The organism is Hydrogenophaga sp. IBVHS2, assembly GCF_002127215.1.
In the GTDB taxonomy this organism is placed as follows: Bacteria; Pseudomonadota; Gammaproteobacteria; order Burkholderiales; family Burkholderiaceae_C; genus Hydrogenophaga.
The window spans coordinates 54,613-79,761 of sequence record NZ_NFUT01000006.1 but is presented as its reverse complement, the minus strand read 5'-3'; the positions used below and the strand labels follow the sequence as shown (position 1 = coordinate 79,761).

Annotated in this window: 25 protein-coding genes; 11 read left to right on the top strand and 14 right to left on the bottom strand. The window is 66.1% G+C overall.

Going from position 1 to position 25,149, the window contains the following annotated elements:
- Window positions 1–66 precede the first annotated feature (66 nt).
- Window positions 67–681 (bottom strand): cytochrome c, encoded by a 615-nt coding sequence (locus tag CAP38_RS13855; RefSeq protein WP_086122021.1) that lies wholly within the window; start codon window positions 679–681, stop codon window positions 67–69.
- 100 nt (window positions 682–781) lie between these two features.
- On the opposite strand from CAP38_RS13855, the gene yihA reads away from it, so the two are divergent.
- A complete protein-coding gene (gene yihA / locus CAP38_RS13850) occupies window positions 782–1,504 on the top strand; it encodes a ribosome biogenesis GTP-binding protein YihA/YsxC (RefSeq protein WP_086122020.1) in 723 nt (240 codons plus the stop codon).
- A 51-nt stretch (window positions 1,505–1,555) separates the two neighbouring features.
- Window positions 1,556–2,500, top strand: a complete 945-nt coding sequence (locus CAP38_RS13845) for an alpha/beta fold hydrolase (RefSeq protein ID WP_086122019.1) — start codon at window positions 1,556–1,558, stop codon at window positions 2,498–2,500.
- Here CAP38_RS13845 and CAP38_RS13840 read toward each other — a convergent pair.
- Entirely contained in the window at window positions 2,482–3,408 is a 927-nt protein-coding gene (locus CAP38_RS13840) for a lipid A biosynthesis acyltransferase (protein ID WP_086122018.1), read from the bottom strand. The genes CAP38_RS13845 and CAP38_RS13840 overlap by 19 nt on opposite strands.
- Window positions 3,408–4,238, bottom strand: coding sequence for a lysophospholipid acyltransferase family protein (locus CAP38_RS13835; protein WP_086122017.1), 831 nt, complete (start codon window positions 4,236–4,238; stop codon window positions 3,408–3,410). The genes CAP38_RS13840 and CAP38_RS13835 overlap by 1 nt, the downstream gene beginning before the upstream one ends.
- Before the next feature lie 155 nt (window positions 4,239–4,393).
- On the opposite strand from CAP38_RS13835, the gene metK reads away from it, so the two are divergent.
- The 3 genes from metK (at window position 4,394) to CAP38_RS13820 (ending at window position 8,165) form a co-directional block, all read left to right on the top strand.
- Entirely contained in the window at window positions 4,394–5,578 is a 1,185-nt protein-coding gene (gene metK, locus CAP38_RS13830) for a methionine adenosyltransferase (RefSeq protein WP_086122016.1), read from the top strand.
- Window positions 5,579–5,737: 159 nt separating this feature from the next.
- Window positions 5,738–7,375, top strand: coding sequence for a PAS domain S-box protein (locus CAP38_RS13825; protein ID WP_086122015.1), 1,638 nt, complete (start codon window positions 5,738–5,740; stop codon window positions 7,373–7,375).
- 28 nt (window positions 7,376–7,403) lie between these two features.
- Window positions 7,404–8,165, top strand: a complete 762-nt coding sequence (locus tag CAP38_RS13820) for an SDR family oxidoreductase (protein WP_086122014.1) — start codon at window positions 7,404–7,406, stop codon at window positions 8,163–8,165.
- A 15-nt stretch (window positions 8,166–8,180) separates the two neighbouring features.
- Here CAP38_RS13820 and CAP38_RS13815 read toward each other — a convergent pair whose 3' ends face one another.
- From CAP38_RS13815 to CAP38_RS13795, 5 genes are all read right to left on the bottom strand, one after another.
- Entirely contained in the window at window positions 8,181–9,101 is a 921-nt protein-coding gene (locus CAP38_RS13815) for a branched-chain amino acid ABC transporter permease (RefSeq protein ID WP_373271417.1), read from the bottom strand.
- Window positions 9,101–9,988 (bottom strand): branched-chain amino acid ABC transporter permease, encoded by an 888-nt coding sequence (locus CAP38_RS13810; RefSeq protein WP_086122012.1) that lies wholly within the window; start codon window positions 9,986–9,988, stop codon window positions 9,101–9,103. The genes CAP38_RS13815 and CAP38_RS13810 overlap by 1 nt, the downstream gene beginning before the upstream one ends.
- An 89-nt stretch (window positions 9,989–10,077) precedes the next feature.
- On the bottom strand, window positions 10,078–11,301 hold the full coding sequence (locus CAP38_RS13805; RefSeq protein ID WP_086122011.1) for an ABC transporter substrate-binding protein: 1,224 nt from the start codon (window positions 11,299–11,301) through the stop codon (window positions 10,078–10,080).
- Window positions 11,302–11,328: 27 nt separating this feature from the next.
- Window positions 11,329–12,033, bottom strand: a complete 705-nt coding sequence (locus CAP38_RS13800; protein WP_086122010.1) for an ABC transporter ATP-binding protein — start codon at window positions 12,031–12,033, stop codon at window positions 11,329–11,331.
- Window positions 12,030–12,791: an ABC transporter ATP-binding protein gene (locus CAP38_RS13795; protein ID WP_086122009.1), complete on the bottom strand. Its 762-nt coding sequence runs from the start codon at window positions 12,789–12,791 to the stop codon at window positions 12,030–12,032. The genes CAP38_RS13800 and CAP38_RS13795 overlap by 4 nt, the downstream gene beginning before the upstream one ends.
- Window positions 12,792–13,085: 294 nt before the next feature.
- On the opposite strand from CAP38_RS13795, the gene groES reads away from it, so the two are divergent.
- Both groES and groL read left to right on the top strand, forming a co-directional pair.
- Window positions 13,086–13,376, top strand: coding sequence for a co-chaperone GroES (gene groES, locus CAP38_RS13790; RefSeq protein ID WP_086122008.1), 291 nt, complete (start codon window positions 13,086–13,088; stop codon window positions 13,374–13,376).
- A gap of 47 nt (window positions 13,377–13,423) precedes the next feature.
- Window positions 13,424–15,070, top strand: coding sequence for a chaperonin GroEL (groL, locus tag CAP38_RS13785; protein WP_086122007.1), 1,647 nt, complete (start codon window positions 13,424–13,426; stop codon window positions 15,068–15,070).
- Window positions 15,071–15,160: 90 nt separating this feature from the next.
- Here the strand turns inward: groL and tal are convergent, their stop codons facing one another.
- The gene (gene tal, locus CAP38_RS13780; protein WP_086122006.1) at window positions 15,161–16,102 is read right to left on the bottom strand and encodes a transaldolase; all 942 of its coding nucleotides are present in this window, start codon (window positions 16,100–16,102) and stop codon (window positions 15,161–15,163) included.
- Window positions 16,103–16,167: 65 nt separating this feature from the next.
- Between tal and CAP38_RS13775 the strand changes: the two genes are divergently transcribed.
- Window positions 16,168–17,016, top strand: coding sequence for a MurR/RpiR family transcriptional regulator (locus CAP38_RS13775; RefSeq protein WP_086122005.1), 849 nt, complete (start codon window positions 16,168–16,170; stop codon window positions 17,014–17,016).
- Between the two features lie 6 nt (window positions 17,017–17,022).
- Here the strand turns inward: CAP38_RS13775 and CAP38_RS13770 are convergent, their stop codons facing one another.
- A complete protein-coding gene (locus CAP38_RS13770) occupies window positions 17,023–18,243 on the bottom strand; it encodes a M20 aminoacylase family protein (protein ID WP_086122004.1) in 1,221 nt (406 codons plus the stop codon).
- A gap of 12 nt (window positions 18,244–18,255) precedes the next feature.
- Complete coding sequence (locus CAP38_RS13765) at window positions 18,256–19,005, bottom strand: DUF3047 domain-containing protein (protein ID WP_086122003.1); 750 nt, start codon at window positions 19,003–19,005, stop codon at window positions 18,256–18,258.
- A 76-nt stretch (window positions 19,006–19,081) separates the two neighbouring features.
- Here CAP38_RS13765 and CAP38_RS13760 point away from each other — a divergent pair, with 76 nt between their 5' ends.
- Window positions 19,082–19,435, top strand: coding sequence for a helix-hairpin-helix domain-containing protein (locus tag CAP38_RS13760; protein WP_086122002.1), 354 nt, complete (start codon window positions 19,082–19,084; stop codon window positions 19,433–19,435).
- A gap of 94 nt (window positions 19,436–19,529) precedes the next feature.
- Here CAP38_RS13760 and CAP38_RS13755 read toward each other — a convergent pair whose 3' ends face one another.
- Together CAP38_RS13755 and CAP38_RS13750 are read right to left on the bottom strand one after the other, a co-directional pair.
- Entirely contained in the window at window positions 19,530–20,588 is a 1,059-nt protein-coding gene (locus tag CAP38_RS13755; RefSeq protein WP_086122001.1) for a porin, read from the bottom strand.
- 210 nt (window positions 20,589–20,798) lie between these two features.
- Entirely contained in the window at window positions 20,799–21,887 is a 1,089-nt protein-coding gene (locus CAP38_RS13750) for a porin (RefSeq protein WP_086122000.1), read from the bottom strand.
- 315 nt (window positions 21,888–22,202) lie between these two features.
- Here CAP38_RS13750 and coq7 point away from each other — a divergent pair, with 315 nt between their 5' ends.
- Window positions 22,203–22,868, top strand: coding sequence for a 2-polyprenyl-3-methyl-6-methoxy-1,4-benzoquinone monooxygenase (gene coq7, locus CAP38_RS13745; RefSeq protein ID WP_086122160.1), 666 nt, complete (start codon window positions 22,203–22,205; stop codon window positions 22,866–22,868).
- A 13-nt stretch (window positions 22,869–22,881) separates the two neighbouring features.
- Here the strand turns inward: coq7 and CAP38_RS13740 are convergent, their stop codons facing one another.
- Window positions 22,882–23,331, bottom strand: coding sequence for an OsmC family protein (locus CAP38_RS13740; RefSeq protein ID WP_086121999.1), 450 nt, complete (start codon window positions 23,329–23,331; stop codon window positions 22,882–22,884).
- 211 nt (window positions 23,332–23,542) lie between these two features.
- Here CAP38_RS13740 and ilvA point away from each other — a divergent pair, with 211 nt between their 5' ends.
- Complete coding sequence (ilvA, locus tag CAP38_RS13735) at window positions 23,543–25,135, top strand: threonine ammonia-lyase, biosynthetic (RefSeq protein WP_086121998.1); 1,593 nt, start codon at window positions 23,543–23,545, stop codon at window positions 25,133–25,135.
- Window positions 25,136–25,149 lie beyond the last annotated feature (14 nt).

The window sequence follows — 25,149 nt, the reverse complement described above, 5'->3', positions numbered from 1 at the left end:
GGCCGCCGCGATTGTCCGTCAATGCATTAACGACGGCTTATATGACCCCAGGCTTCGAAGGCCCGCTCAACGAAGGCCAGCGATGTAGTCGGAGACCGCCTTGATCTCGCGGTCGTTCATCTTGGCGGCCACGCCCGTCATCTGGGCATTGTTGGCGCGGGTGCCGTCACGGAAGTGGCGCAGCTGGGTTTCGGTGTACTCGGCGTGCTGGCCGGACAGGCGCGGGTACTGCGACGGGATGCCGGCACCGTTGGGGCTGTGGCAGCCGGCGCAGGCGGCGATCTGGCGGTCGGCGATGCCGCCGCGGTAGATGCGCTCGCCGAGCTTGACCAGGTCCTTGTCGGTGGAGGCGCCGTCCTTGGGCTTCTGGCTGGCCAGCCAGTAGGCGACGTTGCGCATGTCGTCGTCCGACAGGGTGGCGGCGAAGCCCTGCATGATGGCGTTGGCCCGCTTGCCCGACTTATATTCCTGCAGCTGCTTGATCAGGTACTCGGGGTGCTGACCGGCCAGTTTGGGGTTGGCCGGGGTGGTCGAATTGCCGTCGACGGCATGGCAGGCCACGCAGACGTTGCCGTAGGTCGCAGCACCCTTGACTAGGTCGGGCTTGGCGGACTGCGCCTGGGCGCTGAAGGACAGCACTGCAGCAGCAGCGGCGCAAAGGAGGGAAACGGGCAATTTCATGACGGGACGGGCGTCGATGCGACGGTTTCGGTTGATGGGGTGGGCCGGGTCACCCCGGCAAAGCCCGTCGATTTTACAATGCCCCACCGGGATCCCCCTAATGACCCAATACCCTACTCCACCAGACGCCAAGCCCGATCCCCGGATCACGCACGGTTGGTTGCACACCGCCCGTTTCCTCACCACCGCTCCGCAGCTGGAGCACCTGCCGGCCCTCGACGTGCCCGAAGTGGCCTTCGTCGGCCGCTCCAACGCTGGCAAGTCCACCTGCATCAACACCCTCACCCAGCAGAAGCGGCTGGCGTTTGCCTCCAAGACCCCTGGCCGCACCCAGAGCATCAACCTGTTCTCGCTGGGCAAGCAGGGCGTGACCGATGCGGTGCTGGCCGACCTGCCCGGTTACGGCTATGCCGCCGTGCCGCGAGAGGCCAAGCTGCGCTGGCAGCGGGTGATGGGCAATTACCTCATCACGCGGCCCAACCTGGTCGGGGTGGTGCTGCTGATCGATCCGCGCCTGGGTCTGACCGAACTGGACGAGACGCTGCTGGAGGTCATCCGTCCGCGGGTGCAGGAGGGGCTGAAGTTCCTGGTGCTGCTGACCAAATCGGACAAGCTCACCCGGGCCGAGGCCAACAAGGCCCTGTCGATCGCGCGACTGCAGTCCGGCGGCGGAGAGGCCAGACTGTTCTCGGCCCTCAAGAAGCAGGGGCTGGACGAGGTGGCGCAGCTGCTGTGGCAATGGACCCATGAGCCCCGGACGGCGCCTGCAACTCCCGCTGCTGCCGACCCGGCCGACGACGAACCGCCCGCACTCGACGAGTGACGCTCCCGCCGGGAGCGCGTCGGCGGGCCAGCCCCTCAGCGAAAGCCCGCCATGATCCAGATGCTTCCGATCGAACTGCCGCACGGCATCCGCCTGAACTGCCGCACCGCCGGCACGCCGGGGCGTCCGGTCCTGCTGTTCCTGCACGGCTTCCCGGAAAGCGCGTTCGTGTGGGACGAGCTGCTGCGGCATTTCTCGCGCCCCGAGCAAGGCGCCTGGTACTGCGTGGCGCCCAACCTGCGGGGCTTCGAGAAATCGAGTTCACCCGATGAGGTCGGCGCCTACAAGGCGAGGCATCTGGTGCAGGACATCGTGGCGCTCACCACCGCCATCACGGCCGGCAGCCCCACCCCCGGCCGGCTGGGCGCCCTGATCGCCCACGATTGGGGCGGCGCCGTGGCCTGGACGGTGGCGGCGCAGCACCCGACGCTGATGGAACAGCTGATCATCCTGAATGCCCCGCACCCGGGACCGTTCCAGCGCGAACTGGCCCACAACCCGGCCCAGCAGGCGGCGAGTGCCTACATGAACTTTCTGGCCCGTCCCGACGCCCCCCGTCTGCTGGCCGAGAACGACTTCGCCCGGCTCTGGCCGTTCTTCACCAACATGGCCGCCGACAGCGGACCGCAGGCCTGGCTCACCGACGCGGTGCGCGAGCAGTACCGCGAAGTCTGGCGGCACGGCCTGCATGGCGGCTGCCATTACTACGGGGCCTCCCCGCTGCGGCCGCCCACGCCGCAGGACCCGGCCGCAGCGGCCGTGCAGCTGCCCCTGGACAAGGTGATGGTGCGGGTGCCCACGCGGGTGATCTGGGGTCTGGGCGACACCGCCCTGCCACCGGCCCTGCTGGAGGGACTCGACACCTGGGTGCCCGACCTGGACGTGGTGCAGGTGGCCGGTGCCACCCACTGGATCGTGCACGAGCAGCCGGTCGAGGTGATCCGCCTGATCGCGGAGCGGCTGAACGCCCGAAGCGCTCAGCGCACCCCGTCGTAGAGCGAAGCCTCTCCCGGCGGGCGCGACTTGAAGCGCTTGTGGACCCAGTAGTACTGCTCGGGCATGCCGGCGATGAAATCTTCGAGGCGCCGGTTCATGAGTGCCGTGTCGGCCTCGACATCGGCCGTGGGATAGGCCTCCCAGGCCGGATGCACCACGACCTCATAGCCCCCGGGCGTGAGACGGCTGACCACCGGAACCACCCGCGCCCGCGACAGCCGGGCAAAGCGTGACAGGGAGGTGAGCGTGGCCGTGGACACGCCGAAAAAAGGGACGAACACCGAATCGCGGGTGCCATAGTCCATGTCGGGCAGCAGGTACAAGGGCAGGCCGTCGCGCAGAGCACTCACCAGCGGCTTGAGGCCCTGGCGCATGGCCACGATGTGGGGATCGCCGAAACGCTGCCGCCCCCGGGCCATCCAGCGGTCCACATCCGGGTTGAGCTGCTCGGCATAGATGCCGCAGAAACGGCGCGGCAGGTGGGCGGTGATGGCGGTCCAGCCGGCGTCCATGCCGACGAAATGCGGTGCAAACATCACCGTGGGCTGCCCGCCTTCGAGGGCGCCCAGATCCCCCTTGAGGAGCAGGCGTCGGCGCACCACGTCGGGCGCGGCCTCCCACAGCCAGCTGCGGTCTAGCCAGGCCTGAGCGAAGTACACGAAGTGGCGCCGGATGGCCGCATCCCGCTGCGCCACCGATTGCCCGGGAAAACACAGCGACCAGTTGGTGCGGGCGATGGTACGGCGGCGCCGCGCCACGGTGTGCAGCACCTGCCCCAGCAGCCAGCCCAGCGCGCGGATCCAGGGCAGCGGCAGGTGCGCCAGCAGGCGCATGGCAGCCAGGCCCAGCCAGTTGGCCAGGCCGCCGGGCGGTTTCTGGTGGGACGGAACGGACGGCTCGGCGGACATCAGCGCGGATTCTTGTAGCGGTCGTAGGACCACAGGTATTGGGCGGGCGATTCTCGCACCAGCGATTCCATGGCCCGGTTCACCACGGCAGCGGCGGCCGACGCATCGTCGGGCAGCGGCTCGGCCAGCGGGCGCACATGCACCACATAGCCCTGGCCCCGGGGCAGGCGCTCCCCCCAGCTCAGCAGCACACGGCATCCGCCGGCCTGGGCCAGACGGCTGGACAGCGTCATGGTGTAGGCGGCGCGGTCAAAGAAAGGCGCCCAGACCCCCTGACCCTGCGGCGGTACCTGATCGGGCAGCAGGCCCACGGCCTCTCCGGCCTTCAGGGCCCGCATCAGCTGGCGCACGCCCGCCAGGGAAACCGGAGCGGTCTGCAGGCCGGGGCGCTGCCGCGCCTGCGCGACCAGATCGCGCAGGGCGGCCAGCCGGGGCGGGCGGAACAGCACGGTCATGGGGCGCCGCGCGCCGAAGCGTTCTGCATAGGCCTGGGCGGTGATCTCGAAGCAACCCAGGTGCGGCGTGAGGAACAGCAGGCCGGCGCCCTCCTGCAGGGCGGCCTCGATGTGCTGCTCGCCGTCCCAGCGCACCGGCACCGGCCGCCCCAGCCACAACCGGGGCAGCTCGGCCACCAGCCGCCCGGCCTGCCCGACCGAGCCCAGGGCCACCGCACGGCCGTAACCGGCCTGCGCCGCATGGTCGATCAGGCGGCGCCGATAACGCGAGGACAGGCCAAAGCTCAACCAGCCCAGGACGCTGCCGATGCCGTGCAGGCACCACAACGGCAGGTGGCGCCCCAGGCGGAACAGCGATGTGACAAGCAAGGTCAAGGCGGGCCAGGAACGGGAATGGGGCTTGCGCTTAAAATACGCGGATCGCCGAGTTGATGAACTGATTGCGGGGCGATTCACAAATACCGCTAAAGCGTTCGCCGCCTTCTGCAGGACCGGCAACGCCGATCCACCCAACGCAGGAGTTTAAAGACATGGCGAACGATTTCCTCTTCACTTCCGAGTCCGTATCCGAAGGCCATCCCGACAAGGTGGCCGACCAGATCTCGGATGCCATCCTCGATGCCATCTTCGCCCAGGACCCGCGCTCGCGCGTGGCGGCCGAGACCCTGACCAACACCGGTCTCGTGGTGCTGGCCGGCGAGATCACGACCAACGCGCACGTCGACTACATCCAGGTGGCGCGCGACACCATCAAACGCATCGGCTACGACAACACCGAGTACGGCATCGACTACAAGGGTTGCGCGGTGCTGGTGGCCTACGACAAGCAGTCCAACGACATCGCCCAGGGCGTGGACCATGCCTCCGACGACCACCTGAATACCGGCGCCGGCGACCAGGGCCTGATGTTCGGCTACGCCTGCGACGAAACGCCCGAGCTGATGCCCGCCCCCATCTACTACGCCCACCGGCTGGTGGAGCGCCAGGCCCAGCTGCGCAAGGACGGCCGTCTGCCCTTCCTGCGCCCGGACGCCAAGAGCCAGGTGACCATGCGCTATGTGGACGGCAAGCCGCACAGCATCGACACCGTGGTGCTGTCCACCCAGCACAGCCCGGACCAGAGCGAGACCGCCACCAAGCTCAAGGCCAGCTTCTACGAGGCGGTGATCGAGGAGATCATCAAGCCGGTGCTGCCCAAGGAGTGGATCCAGAACACCCGCTACCTGGTCAACCCGACCGGCCGTTTCGTCATCGGTGGCCCCCAGGGTGACTGCGGTCTGACCGGCCGCAAGATCATCGTCGACACCTACGGCGGCGCCTGCCCGCACGGTGGTGGCGCGTTCTCGGGCAAGGACCCGTCCAAGGTCGACCGCTCGGCCGCATATGCCGCCCGCTATGTGGCCAAGAACGTGGTGGCCGCCGGCCTGGCCCGCCAGTGCCAGGTGCAGGTGGCCTACGCCATCGGCGTGGCCAAGCCGATGAACATCACGGTCTACACCGAAGGCACCGGCGTGATCCCGGACGCCGAGATCGCCAAGTTGGTGGAAGCCCATTTCGACCTGCGTCCCAAAGGCATCATCCAGATGCTGGACCTGCTGCGCCCGATCTACAGCAAGACCGCCGCCTACGGCCACTTCGGACGCGAGGAGCCGGAATTCACCTGGGAGCGCACCGACAAGGCGCAGATCCTGCGCGAAGCCGCTGGCCTCAAATAAAAGCTGGCGCTCACTTGGCTGCCAAGCCCTGCGGAGGAATCCGCAGGGCTTTTTTGATGGACGTCCCCAGATCGCTGGACTGAAGTTTTGGCAGGGCGGGTCGATACGGAAGAGACAACGCGTTCTCTGCATTTCCGTTTCTCCCCAGGAGGCCCGCCCATGGACACCGATCGCAGCACCGCCGCCCTGGCGCCCGAAAGTCTGCTGCGCAGCTTCACCGACCGGATTCCGGCCCGGCTGACCTATTACGACCGGGACCTCGTCTGCCGATTCGCCAACATCGCCCATGCCGCCAGCTACGGCTGCCAGCCCGACGAACTGCTGGGCCGCCACATGAGCGAGATCGTCCACCCCGACGTGATGGCCGAGATCCTGCCGCGCATCGCCGAGGCACTGAGCGGACAGGAGCAGCAGTTCGAGGCGGTGCGCAGCGACGTGGACGGCCGCGCTCACTGTTACGAGATCCGCTACATCCCGGATGTGCGCGACGGCGAGGTGAACGGCATCTTCATCGAGCTGCACGACATCAGCGAGCGCAAGCGCACCGAGGAGATGGTGCTCAATGCCAACCAGGAGCTCGAAGAGCGGGTGCGCGCCCGCACCGCCGAGCTGTACGCCAGCGAACAGCGCTACCGGCTGATGGTGTCGGCCATCCAGGATTACTGCGTCTACTTCGTGGATGCCGAGGGCCGCATCACCGAATGGACCGACAGCGCGCAGCGGCTGCACGGCCACTCCCGCCGGCAGATCGAGGGGCTGCCCTTCGAGGTGCTGATGAGCACCATGACCAACGGCGAGGACGAAACCGATGCGCCCCAGGTGCTGCGCCTGGCCAAGGCCCACGGCCAGTGGGAAAGCCGGGGCTGGCGTGTGCGGTCGGACGGATCGCGCTTCTGGGCCCACACCATCCTGACCGCCCTGCGCAACGAGCAGGGCGAACTGCAGGGCCTCTCGTGCATCACGCGCGACATGACCGCCGCCAAGAGCCTGGAAGACGTCATGAACGACCTCAACCGCGAACTGGAGAAGCGGGTGGCCGAGCGCACCCGCCAGCTGGTGGCGGCCAACAAGGACCTCGACGTGTTCTCCCACATGGTCTCGCACGACCTGCGGGCACCGCTGCGCCACATCTCCAGTTTCGTGTCGCTGCTGCAGGAGCATGTGGGCGACGGCGGCGATGCCACATCCATCCAGTACCTGGGCTCGATCGCCAAGTCCAGCAAACGCATGGGACTGATGATCGAAGGCCTGCTGGAATACGCCCGGCTGGGGCGGGTCACGGTGGAGCAGCACGCGGTGCCCATGACGCAGCTGCTGCGCGGCATCCTGGTGCACCTGCAGCAGGAACACCGCGACCGCCGCATCGAATGGGTCATCGACGACGAACTCCCCGTGCTGCTGGGCGACGCCATGATGCTGGCCCAGGCCTTCGGCCACCTGCTGGACAACGCGGTGAAGTTCACCCGCAAGACCGAGCATCCCCGCATCGAGCTGGGCTGGCAGATCAACCCGGTGGGCGGTCGCATGTTCTACATCCGGGACAACGGCGCCGGCTTCGACATGACCAAGGCGCACAACCTGTTCGTCATGTTCCAGCGCCAGCACCACTCCATGGACTTCGAAGGCACGGGCACCGGGCTGTCGCTCACCCAGCGGATCATCGAGCGCCATGGCGGCCGGATCTGGTGCGAATCGGCACCGGGCCACGGCTGCACCTTCTACTTCACCCTGCCCTGCGCCGAAGCCGAACCCACCATGCGGTTCTCCGCATCGGCCCTGGCCGAGCTGTCGGTCTGAACGGCGGGCGCCGGATAATCCGGCGCCTATGCACAGCACTTCCCACTTCGATCTGACCGGGCGCGTGGCGCTGGTCACCGGTGCCACACGCGGTCTGGGCCGCGCCATGGCGGCCGGCCTGATCGGGCACGGTGCACGCGTCTGGCTGGCCGGTCGGGATGCCGATGCGCTGGCGCTGGCCGCGGCCGAACTCGGTCCGCAGGCCGTGGCGTGCCCGCTGGACGTGGCCGATCTGCCTGCCGCCACCGCGGCGCTCGATCGCCTGCTGCAGGCCGAAGGCCGGCTGGATGTGCTGATCAACAACGTGGGGCAGCGCCATCGAGCGCCCCTGGACGATCTGCCGGCCGATGCCCTGCGCGGGCTGATGGAAGTCAATCTGGTGTCGGCCTGGCACCTGTGCCGGGAAGCCGCTCGCCCCATGCAGCGGCAAGGCAGCGGCAGCATCGTGAACGTGACCTCGATCGCCGGGCCGATCGCCCGGTCCGGCGATGCGGCCTACACCACCACCAAGGGGGCGCTGGAGGCCATGACCAGGGCGCTGGCGGCCGAACTGGGACCGCGCGGCGTTCGCGTCAATGCCATCGCTCCCGGCTTCTTCGCCACCGACGCCAATGCCGGCATGGTGGCCGATCCCGGCATTGCCGAATGGCTGAGCCGCCGCAGTTCGCTGGGCCGCTGGGGCCGGCCGGACGAGGTGGCCGGGGCCGCTGTCTTCCTGGCCTCGGATGCGGCCAGCTACGTCACCGGCCACACGCTGGCGGTGGACGGCGGCTACCTGGCCCACTTCTGAGCCCGGCGAAGGGGGTCACCCCTTCTTGCCCAGGCGGTACTCGATCTCGCCGACGATGCCGCGGCGGAAGGCCAGCACGCAGACCACGAAGGTCATGCCCATGATGATCGACACCATGGAGCCCAGGTCGGCCAGGTAGTTCTGCATGGTCACGATGATGGCCGCGCCCACGGCCGGACCCAGGATGGTGCCCATGCCCCCCAGCAGCGTCATCAGCACCACCTCGCCCGACATCTGCCAGCTCACGTCGGTCAGCGTCGCGATGCCGAAGGCGATCGACTTGGTGGCACCCGCCAGGCCGGCGATGGTGCCCGACAGCACGAAAGCCAGCAGCTTGTAGCGGTCGACGTTGTAGCCCAGGGACAGCGCGCGCGGCTCGTTCTCGCGCACCGACTTCAGCACCTGCCCGAAGGGCGAGTGGATGATGCGGTAGATGAGCGCAAAGCCGAACACGAAGATGGCCACCACCACGTAGTACATGGCGGTGTCGCTGGCCAGGTCGATCACGCCGAACAGCTTGCCGCGCGGAATGCTCTGGATGCCGTCCTCGGCGTAGGTGAAGGGTGCCTGCACGCAGATGAAGTAGATCATCTGGGCCAGGGCCAGCGTCACCATGGCGAAGTAGATGCCCTGGCGCCGCACCGCCAGCCAGCCGGTCACCACCGCGATCACGGTGGCGCACAGCGTGCCGGCCAGGATGGCCAGCTCCGGCGTCAGTCCCCACACCTTGGCGGCATGGCCCGACACATAGGCGGCAAAGCCGAAGAACATGGCATGGCCGAAGGACAGCAGGCCGGTGAAGCCGATCAGCAGGTTGAAGGCGCATGCGAACAGCGCAAAGCACAGCACCTTCATCAGGAAGATCGGGTAGCCCACGAACGGAGCCACCAGAAGTGCCGCGAACAGCACGGCATACAGAATGCGGGTTTTGGACATCATTTCTCCCGACCGAACAGGCCCGCCGGGCGGAACATCAGAACGATGACCATGATGATGAACACCACGGTCGAGGACAGCTCGGCATAGAAGACCTTGGTCAGGCCCTCGATCAGGCCCAGCACCAGGCCGGTCAGGATGGAGCCCAGGATGGAGCCCATGCCGCCGATCACCACCACCGCGAACACGATGATGATGATGTTCGAGCCCATCAGCGGGCTGACCTGGTAGATGGGCGCGGCCATCACCCCGGCCAGGCCGGCCAGGCCCACGCCGAAGGCGTAGGTCAGGGTCACCATCAGCGGCACGTTGATGCCGAAGGCCTTGACCATGTTGGGGTTCTCGGTGCCGGCGCGCAGATAGGCGCCCAGCTTGGTCTTCTCGATCACGAACCAGGTGGCCAGGCAGACGAACACCGCCGCGAAGATCACCCAGGCCCGGTACTTGGGCAGGAACATGAAGCCCAGGTCGAAGCCGCCCCGGAAGATTTCAGGCAGTTCGTAGGGCAGACCCGACGAACCGTAAAACTCGCGGAATACACCCTCCAGCAGCAGGGCCAGGCCGAAGGTCAGCAGCAGGCCATAGAGGTGGTCCAGTCCATGCAGCCAGCGCAGCATGGTCTTTTCGATGATCACGCCGATCAGGCCCACGGCCACGGGCGCGAGCAGCAGCGCGAACCAGTAGTTCACGCCGGCATAGTTCAGCAGCATCCACGCGAAGAAGGCGCCCGTCATGTAGAGCGCGCCGTGCGCGAAGTTGACGATGTTGAGCATGCCGAAGATGACGGCCAGGCCCAACGAAAGGAGTGCGTAAAAAGAACCGTTGACCAGCCCCAGCATGAGTTGCCCCATGAAGGCTGCCGTCGGTACGCCAAAGATCTGGTCCATTGCAGTCCGTTGAATGATGACGGGCCGTGGCCAGCACGGCCCGTCTGTTCGGCTCGGTGATTCAGGCCGGTCTCAGCCGGCCGGGTCCGTCACTTCTTGATGGCAGCGCAGCGGGTCTGGGCCAGCGGCTGGAAGGCGTCGTCGCCCTTGATGGTGCCCTTGAGGTTGTAGTAGTCCCAGGCGCCCTTGGACTCGGACGGCTTCTTCACCTGGAACAGGTACATGTCGTGCACCATGCGGCCGTCTTCGCGGATCTTGCCGCCCTTGGCGAACATGTCGTTGATCGGCATCTCCTTCATCTTGGCCATCACGGCCGCGGTGTCGTCGGTGCCGGCGGCCTGCACGGCCTTGAGGTAGTGCATGGTGGCCGAGTAGACCGAGGCGTGGTTGGAGTTCGGCTTGCGGCCGTTCATGACCTTGCTGAACTTGTCGGACCAGGCGCGGGTCTCGGCGTTGAGGTCCCAGTACCAGCCTTCGGTCAGGTACAGACCCTGGGCGGTGTTCAGGCCGATGGCGTGCACGTCGGTCAGCAGCATCAGCAGGGCAGCCAGGTTCTGCTTGCGGGTGATGCCGAACTCGGCCGCGGCCTTGATGCTGTTGACGGTGTCGCCGCCGGCGTTGGCCAGGCCGACCACCTTGGCGCCCGAGGTCTGGGCCTGCAGCAGGAAGGAGGAGAAGTCGCTCGTGCCCAGCGGGTGGCGCACGGCGCCATTGACCTTGCCGCCCGAGGAGCGCACCACCTCGCTGGTGTCCTTCTCCAGCGAATGGCCGAAGGCGTAGTCGGCGGTCAGGAAGTACCAGCTGTCGCCGCCGTCCTTCACGATGGCCTTGCCCACCACGTTGGACAGGGCAATGGTGTCCATCAGGTAGTGGATGCCGTTGGCCGGGGCACAGTCTTCGTTGGTCAGGCGCGCGGTGGCGGCACCGGTGGTGATGGTGATCTTGTTCTTTTCCTTGGCCAGGGCCTGCACGGTCAGGGCCACGGCGGAGTTCAGGTTTTCCACCGAGATGTCCACGCCATCGCGGTCGAACCACTGCTGGGCCACGTTCTTGGCCACATCGGGCTTGTTCTGGTGGTCGGCGTTGACCACCACGATGTCCTTGCCGAACATCTTGCCGCCGAAGTCCTGCACGGCCAGGCGGGCAGCCGCCACGGCACCGGGGCCGCCGTAGTCGGCGTACAGGCCGGACATGTCGGTCAGCACGCCGATCTTCACGGCGTCACCCGAGAGCTTGCCCTGCTGGGCCATGGCGAAGGGGGCAGCGCCAGCCAGGGCGGTGGCGATGGCGGCAGCAATCAGTTTGCGTTTCATGTCTTGTCTCCAGATGAAAAGAAGGCGTCAGACGCCCAGGTACTCGCGCAGCATGTCTGCCTTGCTTTCGAGTTCGTTCTTGGCCACGGTGGCCACGATCTGGCCGTGTTCCATGACGTAGTGACGATCGGCCAGCGGAGCGGCAAAACGGAAGTTCTGCTCCACCAGGATGATGGTCAGGCCCTTGGCCTTGAGCGCGCGGATCACGCGACCCAGGGTCTGCACGATGACCGGGGCCAGGCCTTCGGTGATCTCGTCGAGCAGCAGCACCTTGGCGCCGGTGCGCAGGATGCGCGCCATGGCCAGCATCTGCTGCTCGCCGCCCGACAGGCGCGTGCCCTGGCTGTTGCGGCGCTCCTTGAGGTTGGGGAACATCTCGTAGATTTCCTCGATGCTCATGCCGCCTTCGCCCACCTTGGGCGGCAGCATCAAGTTCTCCTCGCAGCTCAGCGACGAGAAGATGCCGCGCTCTTCGGGGCAATAACCCAGGCCCAGCCGCGCGATGCGGTTGGTGGGCATGTGGATGGTCTCCACGCCACCGATCTGGACCGAGCCGGTGCGTTTGCCCACCAGACCCAGGATCGACTTGATGGTGGTGCTGCGGCCCGCGCCGTTGCGGCCGAGCAGGGTGATCAGTTCGCCCTCGTACAGCTCGAAATTGACGCCGTGCAGGATGTGCGATTCGCCGTACCAGGCGTCCAGCCCGGAGACTTTGAGCAGCGGCTGTTTCATGCGGTCTCCTCGGTCGAACCCACATAGGCTTCCAGCACCCGGGGGTCCTGGGAGACCGTGGCATACGGCCCTTCGGCCAGCACGCTGCCCCGGGCCAGCACGGTGATGGTGTCGGACAGGTTGGACACCACATTCATGTTGTGCTCCACCATCAGCACGGTGCGGTTGGCCGCCACCTTGCGGATCAGCTCCACCACCCGGCCCACATCCTCGTGGCCCATGCCCTGGGTCGGTTCGTCCAGCAGCATCAGCTCCGGGTCGAGCGCCAGCGTGGTGGCGATCTCCAGGGCGCGCTTGCGGCCGTACGGCAGGTTGACGGTGATGGTGTCGGCGAAGCTGCCCAGGTCCACCTGATCGAGCAGTTCGCGGGCGCGGTCGTTGAGCTGGTACAGCGACGACTCGGGCTTCCAGAAGTGGTAGCTGGTGCCGAGCTGGCGCTGCAGGCCGATGCGCACGTTCTCCAGCACGGTGAGGTGCGGGAACACCGCCGAGATCTGGAACGAACGGACCATGCCGTCCCGCGCCACATCGGCGGCCTTCAGGGGCGTGATGTCCTGGCCCTTGTAGAAGATCTGGCCGGAGCTGACCGGCAGGAACTTGGTCAGCAGGTTGAACACCGTCGTCTTGCCGGCCCCGTTGGGACCGATCAGGGCGTGGATGGACCCCCGCTTGACGCGCAGGTTGACCTTGTCGACGGCCACAAAGCCTTTGAACTCGCGGGTGAGATCCCGCGTTTCGAGGATGTATTCGTTGCTCATGGATTCCGGTTGTCCCTCCGGCGCGCTGGGCACCGCAGGGACAGGGTGTGGGGTATGCGGTGCATTGTTAGCAAACTAACAAAGCAGCACCACTAGGGAATCCACCCGGGCGCAGTCGCAGGCAGGACAACCGCCTGCACCCGGTTTTTCACCGCCCGGCCTTGAAAACACCCTCCCCCACCCTTATGATTAGCACTCGCTGGAGATGAGTGCTAACACGCACACAACTCCCTCGACCCGGCCTGCTGGCCGGCTCCAGCCTCCATTCCAACCCGTTCCTTTTCAGGAGATGCAATGAAACTTCGTCCTCTCGCCGATCGCGTGATCGTCAAGCGCATTGACAGCGAAACCAAGACCGCCTCCGGCATCGTCATCCCCGACGCCGCCGCCGAGAAGCCCGACCAGGGCGAGGTGCTGGCCGTCGGCCCGGGCAAGACGAACGACAAAGGCGAAACCAAGGCCCTGACCGTCAAGGTCGGCGACCGTGTGCTGTTCGGCAAGTACAGCGGCCAGACCGTCAAGGTCGACGGCGACGAGCTGCTGGTCATGAAGGAAGACGACCTGTTCGCGGTCGTCGAGAAGTGATCCTTCTCCCCCTCACCCACCCCATTTACTGAATCGGAGAAATCAACATGGCAGCAAAAGACGTCATTTTCGGCGGCGAAGCCCGCGCACGCATGGTCGAGGGTGTGAACATCCTGGCCAACGCCGTCAAGGTCACCCTGGGCCCCAAAGGCCGCAACGTGGTGCTCGAGCGCTCGTTCGGCGCCCCCACTGTGACCAAGGACGGTGTGTCCGTGGCCAAGGAAATCGAACTGAAGGACAAGCTTCAGAACATGGGCGCGCAGATGGTCAAGGAAGTTGCTTCCAAGACCTCCGACAACGCCGGTGACGGCACCACCACCGCCACCGTGCTGGCCCAGGCCATCGTGCGCGAAGGCATGAAGTACGTGGCCGCCGGCATGAACCCGATGGACCTGAAGCGCGGCATCGACAAGGCTGTGGAAGCCCTGATCGCCGAACTGAAGAAGGCCTCCAAGGCCACCACGACCAGCAAGGAAATCGCCCAGGTCGGCTCGATTTCCGCCAACTCCGACTCCAGCATCGGCGACATCATCGCCAACGCCATGGACAAAGTGGGCAAAGAAGGCGTGATCACCGTGGAAGACGGCAAATCGCTGCAGAACGAGCTCGACGTCGTCGAAGGCATGCAGTTCGATCGCGGCTACCTGTCGCCCTACTTCATCAACAACCCCGAGAAGCAGTCGGCCCTGTTGGACAACCCTTTCGTGCTGCTGTACGACAAAAAGGTCTCCAACATCCGTGACCTGCTGCCCACGCTGGAGCAGGTGGCCAAGGCTGGCCGTCCGCTGCTGATCATTGCCGAAGACGTCGAAGGCGAAGCCCTGGCGACCTTGGTGGTGAACACCATCCGCGGCATCTTGAAGGTTGTGGCTGTAAAGGCCCCGGGCTTCGGCGACCGCCGCAAAGCCATGCTGGAAGACATCGCCATCCTGACCGGCGGCAAAGTGATTGCCGAAGAAGTCGGCATGACGCTGGAAAAAGTGACCCTGGCCGACCTGGGTTCTGCCAAGCGCATCGAAGTGGGCAAGGAAAACACCACCATCATCGACGGCGCCGGCGCTGCCGCTGACATCGAAGCCCGCGTCAAGCAGATCCGCGTGCAGATCGAGGAGGCCACCTCCGACTACGACCGCGAGAAGCTGCAGGAGCGCGTGGCCAAGCTGGCCGGCGGCGTGGCCGTCATCAAGGTCGGTGCTGCCACCGAAGTCGAGATGAAGGAGAAGAAGGCCCGCGTGGAAGACGCCCTGCACGCCACCCGCGCTGCCGTGGAAGAAGGCATCGTGGCCGGCGGTGGCGTGGCCCTGCTGCGCGCCCGTCAGGCTGCTGGCGAGATCAAGGGCAGCAACGCTGACCAGGACGCCGGCATCAAGCTGGTGCTCAAGGCCATCGAAGCCCCGCTGCGCGAGATCGTGGCCAACGCCGGTGGCGAGCCGAGCGTGGTGGTCAACGCCATCCTGGCCGGCAAGGGCAACTACGGCTTCAACGCCGCCAACGACACCTACGGCGACATGATCGAGATGGGCATCCTGGACCCGACCAAGGTGACCCGCACCGCCCTGCAGAACGCCGCCTCCGTGGCCAGCCTGATGCTGACCACCGAGTGCATGGTGGCCGAGGCCCCCAAGGATGACGCACCGGCCATGCCCGGTGGCGGCATGGGTGGCATGGGCGACATGGGCGGCATGGGCATGTGATGTCCCCCTGGCCTTCGGGCCAGCGCCTCATGGCAAAAAGCCCCGCGAGCGATCGCGGGGCTTTTTTTCGTCCGGGCGCAAAGAGGGCGGTCAGCCCATCATGGCTTCGAGCTTGACGGTGTCGGCCACGAAGGCGCGGATGCCTTCGGCCAGCTTCTCGGTGGCCATGGCGTCCTGGTTGAGGGCAAAGCGGAAGCCGGCCTCGTCGTACTGCACGAACTCCAGATCGGCGCCCCGCGCAGCCTGGGGGTCCAGCGCACGGGCCAGCGGCGCCTCGCTGGCCTGCAGCTGGGCCAGCAGTTCGGGGCTGATGGTCAGCAGGTCGCAGCCGGCCAGGGCGGTGATCTGCCCCACGTTGCGGAAGCTGGCTCCCATCACTTCGGTGGCCACACCGAACTTCTTGTAGAACTCGAAGATGCGCCGCACCGACTGCACGCCGGGATCGTTGGCCCCCGCCATGGCGGCCTCGTCCCAGGACGTACCGGCCTGCTTCTTGTACCAGTCGTAGATGCGGCCCACGAAGGGCGAGATCAGCTGCACCTTGGCCTGGCCACAGGCCACGGCCTGGCAGAACGAGAACAGCAATGTGAGGTTGGTATGGATGCCGTCGCGCTCCAGTCGGGCGGCGGCCTGGATGCCTTCCCAGGTGGCGGCGATCTTGATCAGCACCCGGTCGATGTGCACACCCTGGCCCTGGTACAGGTCGATCAGGCGGCGGGCGCGCACCACGGTGGCTTCGGTGTCGAAGCTCAGGCGGGCATCGACTTCGGTGGAAACACGGCCCGGAATGTGCTGGAGGATCTCGCAGCCAAAGCGCACCAGCAGGTGGTTCATCACCTCCTCCTTGCCCAGATGGCCGTAGCGCTGCAGGGCATCGGCCAGCAAGGGCGCGTAATCGGGCTTCTGGACGGCCTTGAGGATGAGCGACGGGTTGGTGGTGGCGTCGCGCGGGGCGAAGGCGGCGATCTGGTGAAAGTCGCCGGTGTCGGCCACGACGGTGGTGAACTGTTTGAGGGCTTCGAGCTGATTCATGCCGCGATTATGCGGCGGTCCGGTAATAAAATTACGCATCTTCGCGTAACCCGGACCCTCTTCCCATGCTCGACCGCATCAAGGCCTCGCTGCCCTCGCTGGCCCCCGCCGAACAACGTGTGGGCAAGCTGGTGCTGTCCGACCCGCGCAGCTTTGCCAGCCTGCCGGTGTCCGAACTGGCCGAACGCGCCCATGTGAGCAAGCCCACCGTGGTGCGCTTCTGCCGCAGCATGGGTTACGACGGCCTGTCGGACTTCAAGCTCAAGCTGGCCGGCACGGTGAGCGAGGGCGTGCCCTTCATCCACCGCAGCGTAGACGTGGACGACAAGACCAGCGACGTGCTGGTCAAGGTCATCGACAACACGGTGGCGGCCTTCCTGAAATACCGCAACGACGCCTCCACCCATGCCATCGAGCGCGCGGTGGACGCGCTCATGGCCACCTACCGCAGCCGTGGCCGCATCGAGTTCTTCGGCGCCGGCAACTCGGGCATCGTGGCGCAGGACGCGCAGCACAAGTTCTTCCGCCTGGGCATCAACGCCATCGCCTACAGCGACGGCCACATGCAGGTGATGAGCGCCTCGCTGCTGGGAGCCGGCGACTGCGTGGTCATCGTTTCCAACTCGGGCCGCACCCGCGACCTGATGGACGCCGCCGACATCGCGCGCCAGCACGGTGCCACGGTGATCACCATCACCGCCAGCGGTTCGCCGCTGGCCAATGCCGGGCACATCCACCTGGCGGCCGACCACCCCGAGGGCTACGACCGCTACAGCCCCATGACCTCGCGCCTCATGCACCTCATGGTCATCGACGTGCTGGCCACCTGCGTGGCGCTGCGGATCGGCGGTCAGCAGCTGCAGCCGCTGCTCAAGGAAATGAAGAACAACCTGCGCAGCAAGCGCTACACCTGATGGGACTCAGGCCGCCTGCAGCGGCAGGGCGTGTTCGATCAGGCTGGCGTGCAGGGCTGCGCCCAGCGGCAGCACCTCGTCGTTGAAGTCGTAGCGGCTGTTGTGCAGGAAGCAGCTGCCGATGCCGTTCTCGGCCCCCTGCCCCAGCCGCAGGTAGGCCCCGGGCTTGACCTGCAGCATGAAGGAGAAGTCCTCGGCGCCCATGCTGGGGTCCATGGCCCGGTCCACATGTTCGTGGCCGACCAGCTTCTGGGCCACGTCGGCGGCAAAGCGGGCCTCGTCTCGGGTATTGATGGTGGCCGGGTAGATGCGCTCGTACTTCACATGGGCCGAGGCACCCAGGCCCAGGGCCACACCGGAACACACCTCGTTGAGGCGGCGCTCCACCATGGCCTGCACCTCCGGGTTGAAGGTGCGCACCGTGCCCACCAGCGTGGCCTTGCCCGGGATCACGCTGAACGCCCCCAGGTCGCCGGCCTGCATGGCGCACAGGCTGATGACCGCGCTGTCGATCGGCCGGATGTTGCGCGAGACGATGCTCTGCACCGCCGTGATGATGTGGGCCGCCACCAGCACCGGGTCGACCGTCTGGTAGGGGTGGGCGCCATGTCCGCCCTTACCGCTGATCTCGATGGTGATGCGGTCGGCCGAGGCCATCATCGGCCCCGGATTGATGCCGATGGTGCCTGGCCGCATCTGGGGCCAGTTGTGCATGGCGAACACCGACTGCACCGGGAAACGGTCGAACAGACCGTCCTCGATCATGGCTTTGGCGCCGGCAAAGCCTTCCTCGCCGGGCTGGAAGATCAGCACGGCGGTGCCATCGAAGTTCCGTGTCTCGGCCAGGTAACGCGCCGCGCCGATCAGCATGGCGGTGTGGCCGTCGTGCCCGCAGCCATGCATCAGGCCGGGCCGGGTGGACTTCCATGCAAATTCGTTCGCCTCGGCCATGGGCAGGGCGTCCATGTCGGCGCGCAGACCGACCATGCGCGTGCCCTGCCCGCGTCCCTTGATGGTGGCCACCACCCCAGTGCGGCCGATGCCGGTGTGGATCTCGTCCACGCCGCAGACCTTGAGCGTCTCGACCACACGCCGGGCGGTGTAGTGCTCCTCGAATCCCAGTTCGGGATGCGCATGCAGTTCCCGCCGCAGGGCGGTGAGCTCGGGGTGGAAGGCCGCAATGTGGGCGAATGCGCGGCTGTGGGCCTTGATGCGGTTCAGTGCCATGGCGCGGGCGGTTCAGGGTGAGAGGGGTTGCAGGCTGAGGGCACCGTACCACGCGGTCAGACGGCTGCGGGTGTTGTCGGTGTCGGTCATCAGTGCGATACCCACCAGCGGCCCGGGTTCCTCACCGAATGCAAGACGGTAGTCGGCCTGCACGTCGCGCACGTGCTCGCGCCACTGGCCCACCTGGGCGGTACCGCTGTCGAGCACCAGCTTGCGGATGCGGTCGGACCGGGGGTTGAACACCACCGACTCCGCCGGGTGCTGGGCGCTCCACACATAGGACAACGTGGCATAGGGCAAGGGCTCTCCGGTGAGCAGCTGCGTCAGGTCGGAGAGCCGGTGCTGCCGGCCGGTCCAGCGCGAACGATCGCCCTCGAAGGCCAGCACCACGCCCACCGGCGAATCGGAGCGGTCGATGTGGGCCAGATCGCCGTCCGCAGGAAGGCCATCCACCCGCCAGCTCAGGCGAAGCTGCGTCGGCACCCGGATGCCTCTCTGCACATCGGGCAGGCGCTGCCGCAGGATGCTGACCGACGAGTCGGCCTGCACCCTCAATGCCGGACGGCCGTCCACCTGCTCCGGCTCGAAGGCCACGTAGCGCTTGCCGGGCAGGGGAAACGGCTGCCACGGCAGATCCGGCCAGGGCGTGGTCAGCAGCTGCGCCGGCTCTGCGGCGGTCTGACGTCGGGCGTCGGGAGACCATGCGCAGGCGCCCAGCAGCAGGGCCAGGCCACACACGGGCAACACAGATCGGAGATTCATTCGGCGCGGTTGGATCAGGACTTCGTGCAGACGCAAACCTACATTGTCCGTCCCAACCCACTTTCAAGGAGTTTTCATGCGCAAGTTCCTGATCGCTGCCCTGCTCTCCGTCTCCAGCCTGGCCTGTCTGGCCGGCGTGGACGTCAACAAGGCCAGCGCCGCCGACCTCGACAGCATCAAGGGCGTCGGCCCCAGCACCTCCAGCAAGATCATCGAAGCCCGCAAGACCGCCCCCTTCAAGGACTGGAACGATCTGGTCAAGCGCGTGCCCGGCATCGCCGAAAAACGCGCGGTGCAACTCTCGGCACAAGGCCTCACGGTGAACGGCGAAGCCTACAAACCCGGCTACACCCCGACCGTGGCCAAACCAGCCGATCGCAAGGGAGCCGACACCAAGCCCACACAGCCTGCGCCTGCCAGTTCCCGCTGACCGACCGGACTTCGGTACGGACGTAAAAAAACCCACCGCTTGCGCGGTGGGTTTTTTGCTTCAGAGGATGAACTGACGGGTGTCAGTGCATCGATCAGAAGGAGTGGCTGATACCGGCGAAGACGCGGGTGGTCTTCGACAGCGAGGCGCCAGAGGGATTCTCTTCCTCGGCCTTGGTCAGACCAGCGTAGGTGAAGGTGCGCTTGGACAGGGTGTACTTCAGAGCAGCAGAGTAGCCAGTGGTCTTGTTGGCATCGACGCCGTTGACCTTGACTTGCGACTTGGCGTAGCCGACACCCAGAGCCAGGGCGGTACCGAACGGCACTTCGGCGCCAACGTTCCACTCATTGGCCTTGGCGTTACCGGTGGTGGCGCTGGAGGTGGCCTTCACGGTGTTGTAACCAGCCAGGACCTTGGCGACGCCGAAGTCGTAGGAGGCATTCACCAGGGTGTAGGTGCGCTTGGTGTCGGTCACGGCGCCGAGCAGAGCGGTCAGGCTGGTCTGGTCGGCATAGATGGTGCCGGCACCAGCGCCGTCTTTCTCGATCTGGTGAGCCAGACCGGCGGCGATCGGGCCGTTGGCGTAGTTCAGGCTGATGGAGGTCAGGCTGGAAGCCTTGGCGGTAGCGGTCTTGTCTTCGCCGAAGGCATAAGCACCGGCTGCCGAGAAGCCCGAGAAGCTGGGGGTGTTGTAGCGAATGCCGTTGCTGGTGCGGTCGAAGTAGCCTTCCCACACGTTGAACGACGAAGCGAAGTTGGCGTTGAAGGTGTCGTTGATCAGAGCGCGGGTATCGTCGTACGGGGTCCACACGCGGCCCAGCTGGACTTCACCGAAACCACCCGACAGACCCACCCAGGCTTGACGGTTACCCAGGCTGGTAGCGGCCGGACGGTCAAAACCAACGTTGGTTTCGATCTGGAAGTTGGCCTTCAGACCGCCACCCAGATCTTCAGTGCCCTTGAAGCCCAGACGGCTGGTGGCGAAGCCTTCGTCGCTGGCCATTTTGCCGAAGCTGCCAGCGGACACGCCGTTGGTGGAATCCTTCTGGGAACCGACCCACACATCAGCCAGACCGTAGATGGTCACGCTGGACTGGGCCATTGCGGCGCCGGATGCGGCCAGAACGGCCAGAGCAATCAGGGACTTTTTCATGGATAACTTCCTTTTGGAGTTCTGCAGCACACAGGTTGCAGGTTGATGAAACTAGCCCTGACATCTTAGGGGCTCGTACCCGACGGCCTACGGGTATGCCCTAGAAAAATGGGCTTCACGTTGCGAGCAGGCAACAAAAAAGCCCGGCGCTTTCGCACCGGGCTTTGCCTTGGATCGGTGAACCGCCCTTTGCAAAGGCGGATTCGGTGATCAGAAGGTGTGGCTGATACCGATGTTGTAACCGGTCGAACGGCCGTTGGCTGCGCCGGTGTTGGCCGGGTTGGTGGAGCTCAGGGACAGGTTCAGACCGTTCTTGTTCTTGAGCGAAGCCACCGTTGCGTAGACAGCGGTGCGCTTGGACAGGTCATAGATATAACCCAGTGCGAACTTCGAAGCCTTCGGATCGACTGCTTGGCCGGTCACGTCCACCTTGGTGTTGTTGTACGAAGCACGCAGACGGCCGGGGCCAACGGGGGCGACCACACCGATTTCGTAGTTGGTGACCTTGGCCAGCGAAGCGCCGGTGGCCTGGACACTGGCCTTCTCCTGGCCGAAGTTGGCCATCACGCGGGCCACGCCGAAGTCGTAGGACACGCCGCCGACCACGGACTTGTGAGCGGCGGAGGTGGTCAGACCCAGCAGCGTGGTGGCTGCCACGGTTGCGCCGCCATCGGTGTCGCTGTAGGCGATTTCAGCGCCCAGAGGACCAGCCGAGTAGTTCAGGCGCAGGCCCATGCTGCGGCCGGCGTTGTTGGCGCCTGCCACTTCGTCGAACACGTACTGGGCATGACCCTGGAAGCCGGAGATGCGCGGGCTGCTGTAGGTGATGGAGTTGTTGTTCCAGATCGGGTTGGTCTGGCCGGTCACAGCATGAGCGACGACGCGGTTGGCGAAGCCGAAGCCGTTGCCCACGCCGCCGGTGCCGAACGGGGAGAACAGGAAGCCGGACCAGAAGGTGGTCGAGTACTCGCGACCCAGACGGATTTCACCGAAGCCGCCGGACAGGCCGACCCATGCGCCGCGATCGCCGATGGAGGAGGCAGCAGGCGCGTCTGCGGTCAGGCTGGTTTCCACCTGGAAGTTGGCCTTCAGGCCGCCACCCAGATCTTCCGTGCCACGGAAGCCCAGACGGTTGGTGGTCATGTTGCTGCTGCTCAGGCCGCTGTTGTCGGTGCCAGTGCCGCTGTTGTTGACGCTGGTGTAACCAACGTCAACCACGCCATAAACGGTCACGCTGGACTGGGCCATGGCAGCGCCGGTGGCTGCAACGGCGGCCAGGGCGATGAGGGTCTTTTTCATGGAAAGGTTCTCCAAGGGTTTGATGAAAAGGCCGTCGGTCTGGTGCCGCCGGGCCAACCTCCGTAACAGGAAGCTGTGACAGATTCCATCAGAAACCCCTACCCGCCGCCACGGGGGATTTCCCCTTTCATGCCCTGCGGTGGTGCTGGCGTTGCACCATTACGACAACCTTGGTGTTAACCCTTGGTGCATTGGTATTCATCCGGTCGACGCCGTGGTGGCCGAGCTTGGGCGGGGCTTTTTGCTGCAGTGCGGCGAATGGCGGGACAATGCGCTCTGTTGCCGCCCGATGCCACCATCTCCAACGGAGCCGCCATGCCGAACCCGACCCCTGTGGACGCCCTGCTCACCGCCGCCGACGCTGCCCTGCGCACCTTGTTCGTGCGTCCGGCCGCATCGCGGCCCTGCCCCACATTACCGTCACAAATCGACGGGCCGTTGTCGGACGAAGAAAAGGCACTCTCGGGTGCGCTGATGCGGGTCAACCATGTGGGCGAGGTCTGCGCTCAGGCGCTCTACACCGCCCAGGCGGTCGCGGCGCGCTGGCCCTCGGCCACGTCGGGCCGGGGGAACGAAGCGGTGGCACGCCAGCTGGAGGCAGCCGGCAAGGAAGAGACCGATCACCTGGCCTGGACGAGGACCCGGCTGGACGAGCTGGGCGCCCGCCCCTCGCTGCTGAACCCGCTGTGGTATGCCGGTGCCTTCGGCCTGGGACTGCTGGCCGGGCGCATGGGCACACCGGTGAGCCTGGGCTTCGTGGTGGAGACCGAGCGCCAGGTGGAGGCCCACCTGGCCGGTCACCTGGACCGCCTGCCGGCCAATGACCATGCCTCGCGGGCCATCGTGGCGCAGATGAAGGACGACGAAGCCCGGCACGCCCGCGAAGCCCAGCATGCCGGTGCAGCCGATCTGCCGGTGCCGGTGAAGGGGCTGATGCGGGCGGCTGCCAAGGTGATGACCACCGTGGCGCACCGGATCTGACCGGTCGGTTCGGTCAGGCTTCGATCAGGTCGAAGCTGGTGGTGATCTCGGCGGTCTTGGCCAGCATGATGCTGGCGGAGCAGTATTTGTCGTGGCTCATGGCAATCGCCCGCTCCACGGCGGTGGCCGGGATGCCCTTGCCGGTGACGGTGAAGTGCATGTGGATGCGGGTGAACACCTTGGGATCGGTCTCGGCCCGCTCGCTGGTGAGCTTGACGCTGCAGCCCCGCACGTCGTGCCGGCCCCGCTTGAGGATGAGCACCACGTCGTAGGCGGTGCAGCCGCCGGTGCCGGCCAGCACGGTTTCCATGGGGCGCGGGGCCATGTTGGCGCCGCCGTTCTCGGGCTTTGCGGCGTCAGGCGCGCCGTCCATGGTGATGACATGACCGCTGCCGGTCTCGGCCACAAAGCCCATGGAGGATCGGGTGCCGGTGGCGCCGGTCCAGCTGACGGTGCATTCCATGTCTGTCCGTTCGTCTGTCGTGCGGCTCCGTTGGAGACCACACTCTAAAAAAGTGGGGGATTTGCCGGGGCCGGATGTTGCATCGCAGCATGGCGTCGGTATACTCGCGTCATTGTATTGAAGGTTGTCTCCTCTACCCTCCACGGGTGGATTCAAACCCGGTCCAGTTCGCTGGTCCGGGTTTTTTTTAGTCGGTCGATATGATCCCGGGATGCCCAAGCCCGTACCCCATGTGGCCGCACCGTCGGCGGCCGCCGACCTCACGCCGGCCGATTACCTCAAGAAGATCCTGACCGCGCGCGTGTACGACGTGGCGGTCGAATCCGACCTGCAACCCGCCGCCGCCCTGAGCCGGCGCCTGCACAACACGGTGCTGCTCAAGCGGGAAGACCAGCAGCCGGTGTTCAGCTTCAAGCTGCGCGGGGCTTACAACAAGATCGCGCACCTGTCTCCGGCACAGCTGGCCAAGGGCGTGATCTGCGCCTCGGCGGGCAACCATGCCCAGGGCGTGGCGCTGAGCGCCCGCAAGCTGGGCATCCGGGCGGTCATCGTCATGCCCACGACCACGCCGCAGGTGAAGATCGACGCGGTCAAGGGCTTTGGCGGCGAGGTGGTGCTGCACGGCGACAGCTATTCCGATGCCTACACCCACGCCCTGGCACTGCAGAAGAAGCAGGGCCTGACCTTCGTGCACCCGTTCGACGACCCGGACGTGATCGCCGGCCAGGGCACGATCGCCATGGAAATCCTGCGCCAGCTCCAGAGCCTGGGCACCGACCGGCTGGATGCCGTGTTCGTGGCCATCGGCGGTGGCGGACTGATTTCGGGCGTGGCCAATTACATCAAGGCGGTGCGTCCGGACATCCGGGTGATCGGCGTTCAGATGACCGACTCCGACGCCATGATGCGCTCCGTCGACGAGGGTGAGCGGGTGAACCTGCCCGACGTGGGCCTGTTCTCCGACGGCACGGCGGTCAAGCTGGTGGGCGAGGAGACCTTCCGCATCTCGCGCGAGCTGGTGGACGAATTCATGGCGGTCGACACCGATGCGGTGTGCGCCGCCATCAAGGATGTGTTCATCGACACCCGCAGCATCGTGGAACCGGCCGGCGCCATGGCGGTGGCAGCCATCAAGGACTACGTGGCCCGCCACAAGACCAGGGGCCAGACCTATGCGGCCATCCTGTGCGGTGCCAACATGAACTTCGACCGGCTGCGCTTCGTGGCCGAGCGCGCCGAGGTGGGCGAGGAGCGCGAGGCGCTGTTCGCAGTGACCATCCCCGAGGAGCGCGGCAGCTTCCGCCGCTTCTGCGAGACCATCGGCGGCCTGCCGGGCGGGCCCCGCAACGTCACCGAGTTCAACTACCGCATCCACGACGGCAGCAAGGCCCATGTGTTCGTGGGCCTGACCACCCAGGGCAAGGGCGAGTCGACCAAGATTGCGGCCAACCTGCGCCGTCAGGGCTTCGAGACGCTGGACCTGACCCACGACGACCTGGCCAAGGAACACATCCGCCACATGGTGGGCGGGCATTCGCCGCTGGCCCATGACGAGCGTCTGCTGCGCTTCGTGTTCCCCGAACGGCCGGGCGCCCTGCTCAAGTTCCTCAACCTGATGCGACCCACCTGGAACATCAGCCTGTTCCATTACCGCAACCAGGGCGCGGACTACGGACGCATCCTGGTGGGCATGCAGGTGCCGGCCAAGGACCACAAGGCCTTCGACCGCTTCCTGGACACGCTGGGCTACCCCTATGTGGAAGAGACGCAGAACCCGGTCTACCGCCTGTTCCTGCAGACCTGACCGCCCCCGGGGCC

Excerpts from the sequence above, each read along its gene's own strand:
- CAP38_RS13760 (WP_086122002.1), top strand. The coding sequence starts at position 19,082 with ATGCGCAAGTTCCTGATCGCTGCCCTGCTCTCCGTCTCCAGCCTGGCC.
- tal (WP_086122006.1), bottom strand. The coding sequence starts at position 16,102 with ATGAATCAGCTCGAAGCCCTCAAACAGTTCACCACCGTCGTGGCCGAC.
- CAP38_RS13775 (WP_086122005.1), top strand. The coding sequence starts at position 16,168 with ATGCTCGACCGCATCAAGGCCTCGCTGCCCTCGCTGGCCCCCGCCGAA.
- CAP38_RS13815 (WP_373271417.1), bottom strand. The coding sequence starts at position 9,101 with ATGTCCAAAACCCGCATTCTGTATGCCGTGCTGTTCGCGGCACTTCTG.
- ilvA (WP_086121998.1), top strand. The coding sequence starts at position 23,543 with ATGCCCAAGCCCGTACCCCATGTGGCCGCACCGTCGGCGGCCGCCGAC.
- groL (WP_086122007.1), top strand. The coding sequence starts at position 13,424 with ATGGCAGCAAAAGACGTCATTTTCGGCGGCGAAGCCCGCGCACGCATG.
- CAP38_RS13820 (WP_086122014.1), top strand. The coding sequence starts at position 7,404 with ATGCACAGCACTTCCCACTTCGATCTGACCGGGCGCGTGGCGCTGGTC.
- CAP38_RS13810 (WP_086122012.1), bottom strand. The coding sequence starts at position 9,988 with ATGGACCAGATCTTTGGCGTACCGACGGCAGCCTTCATGGGGCAACTC.
- metK (WP_086122016.1), top strand. The coding sequence starts at position 4,394 with ATGGCGAACGATTTCCTCTTCACTTCCGAGTCCGTATCCGAAGGCCAT.
- coq7 (WP_086122160.1), top strand. The coding sequence starts at position 22,203 with ATGCCGAACCCGACCCCTGTGGACGCCCTGCTCACCGCCGCCGACGCT.
- CAP38_RS13825 (WP_086122015.1), top strand. The coding sequence starts at position 5,738 with ATGGACACCGATCGCAGCACCGCCGCCCTGGCGCCCGAAAGTCTGCTG.
- CAP38_RS13845 (WP_086122019.1), top strand. The coding sequence starts at position 1,556 with ATGATCCAGATGCTTCCGATCGAACTGCCGCACGGCATCCGCCTGAAC.
- CAP38_RS13755 (WP_086122001.1), bottom strand. The coding sequence starts at position 20,588 with ATGAAAAAGTCCCTGATTGCTCTGGCCGTTCTGGCCGCATCCGGCGCC.
- CAP38_RS13840 (WP_086122018.1), bottom strand. The coding sequence starts at position 3,408 with ATGTCCGCCGAGCCGTCCGTTCCGTCCCACCAGAAACCGCCCGGCGGC.
- CAP38_RS13750 (WP_086122000.1), bottom strand. The coding sequence starts at position 21,887 with ATGAAAAAGACCCTCATCGCCCTGGCCGCCGTTGCAGCCACCGGCGCT.
- CAP38_RS13855 (WP_086122021.1), bottom strand. The coding sequence starts at position 681 with ATGAAATTGCCCGTTTCCCTCCTTTGCGCCGCTGCTGCTGCAGTGCTG.
- CAP38_RS13800 (WP_086122010.1), bottom strand. The coding sequence starts at position 12,033 with ATGAAACAGCCGCTGCTCAAAGTCTCCGGGCTGGACGCCTGGTACGGC.
- CAP38_RS13770 (WP_086122004.1), bottom strand. The coding sequence starts at position 18,243 with ATGGCACTGAACCGCATCAAGGCCCACAGCCGCGCATTCGCCCACATT.
- yihA (WP_086122020.1), top strand. The coding sequence starts at position 782 with ATGACCCAATACCCTACTCCACCAGACGCCAAGCCCGATCCCCGGATC.
- CAP38_RS13740 (WP_086121999.1), bottom strand. The coding sequence starts at position 23,331 with ATGGAATGCACCGTCAGCTGGACCGGCGCCACCGGCACCCGATCCTCC.
- CAP38_RS13765 (WP_086122003.1), bottom strand. The coding sequence starts at position 19,005 with ATGAATCTCCGATCTGTGTTGCCCGTGTGTGGCCTGGCCCTGCTGCTG.
- groES (WP_086122008.1), top strand. The coding sequence starts at position 13,086 with ATGAAACTTCGTCCTCTCGCCGATCGCGTGATCGTCAAGCGCATTGAC.
- CAP38_RS13795 (WP_086122009.1), bottom strand. The coding sequence starts at position 12,791 with ATGAGCAACGAATACATCCTCGAAACGCGGGATCTCACCCGCGAGTTC.
- CAP38_RS13805 (WP_086122011.1), bottom strand. The coding sequence starts at position 11,301 with ATGAAACGCAAACTGATTGCTGCCGCCATCGCCACCGCCCTGGCTGGC.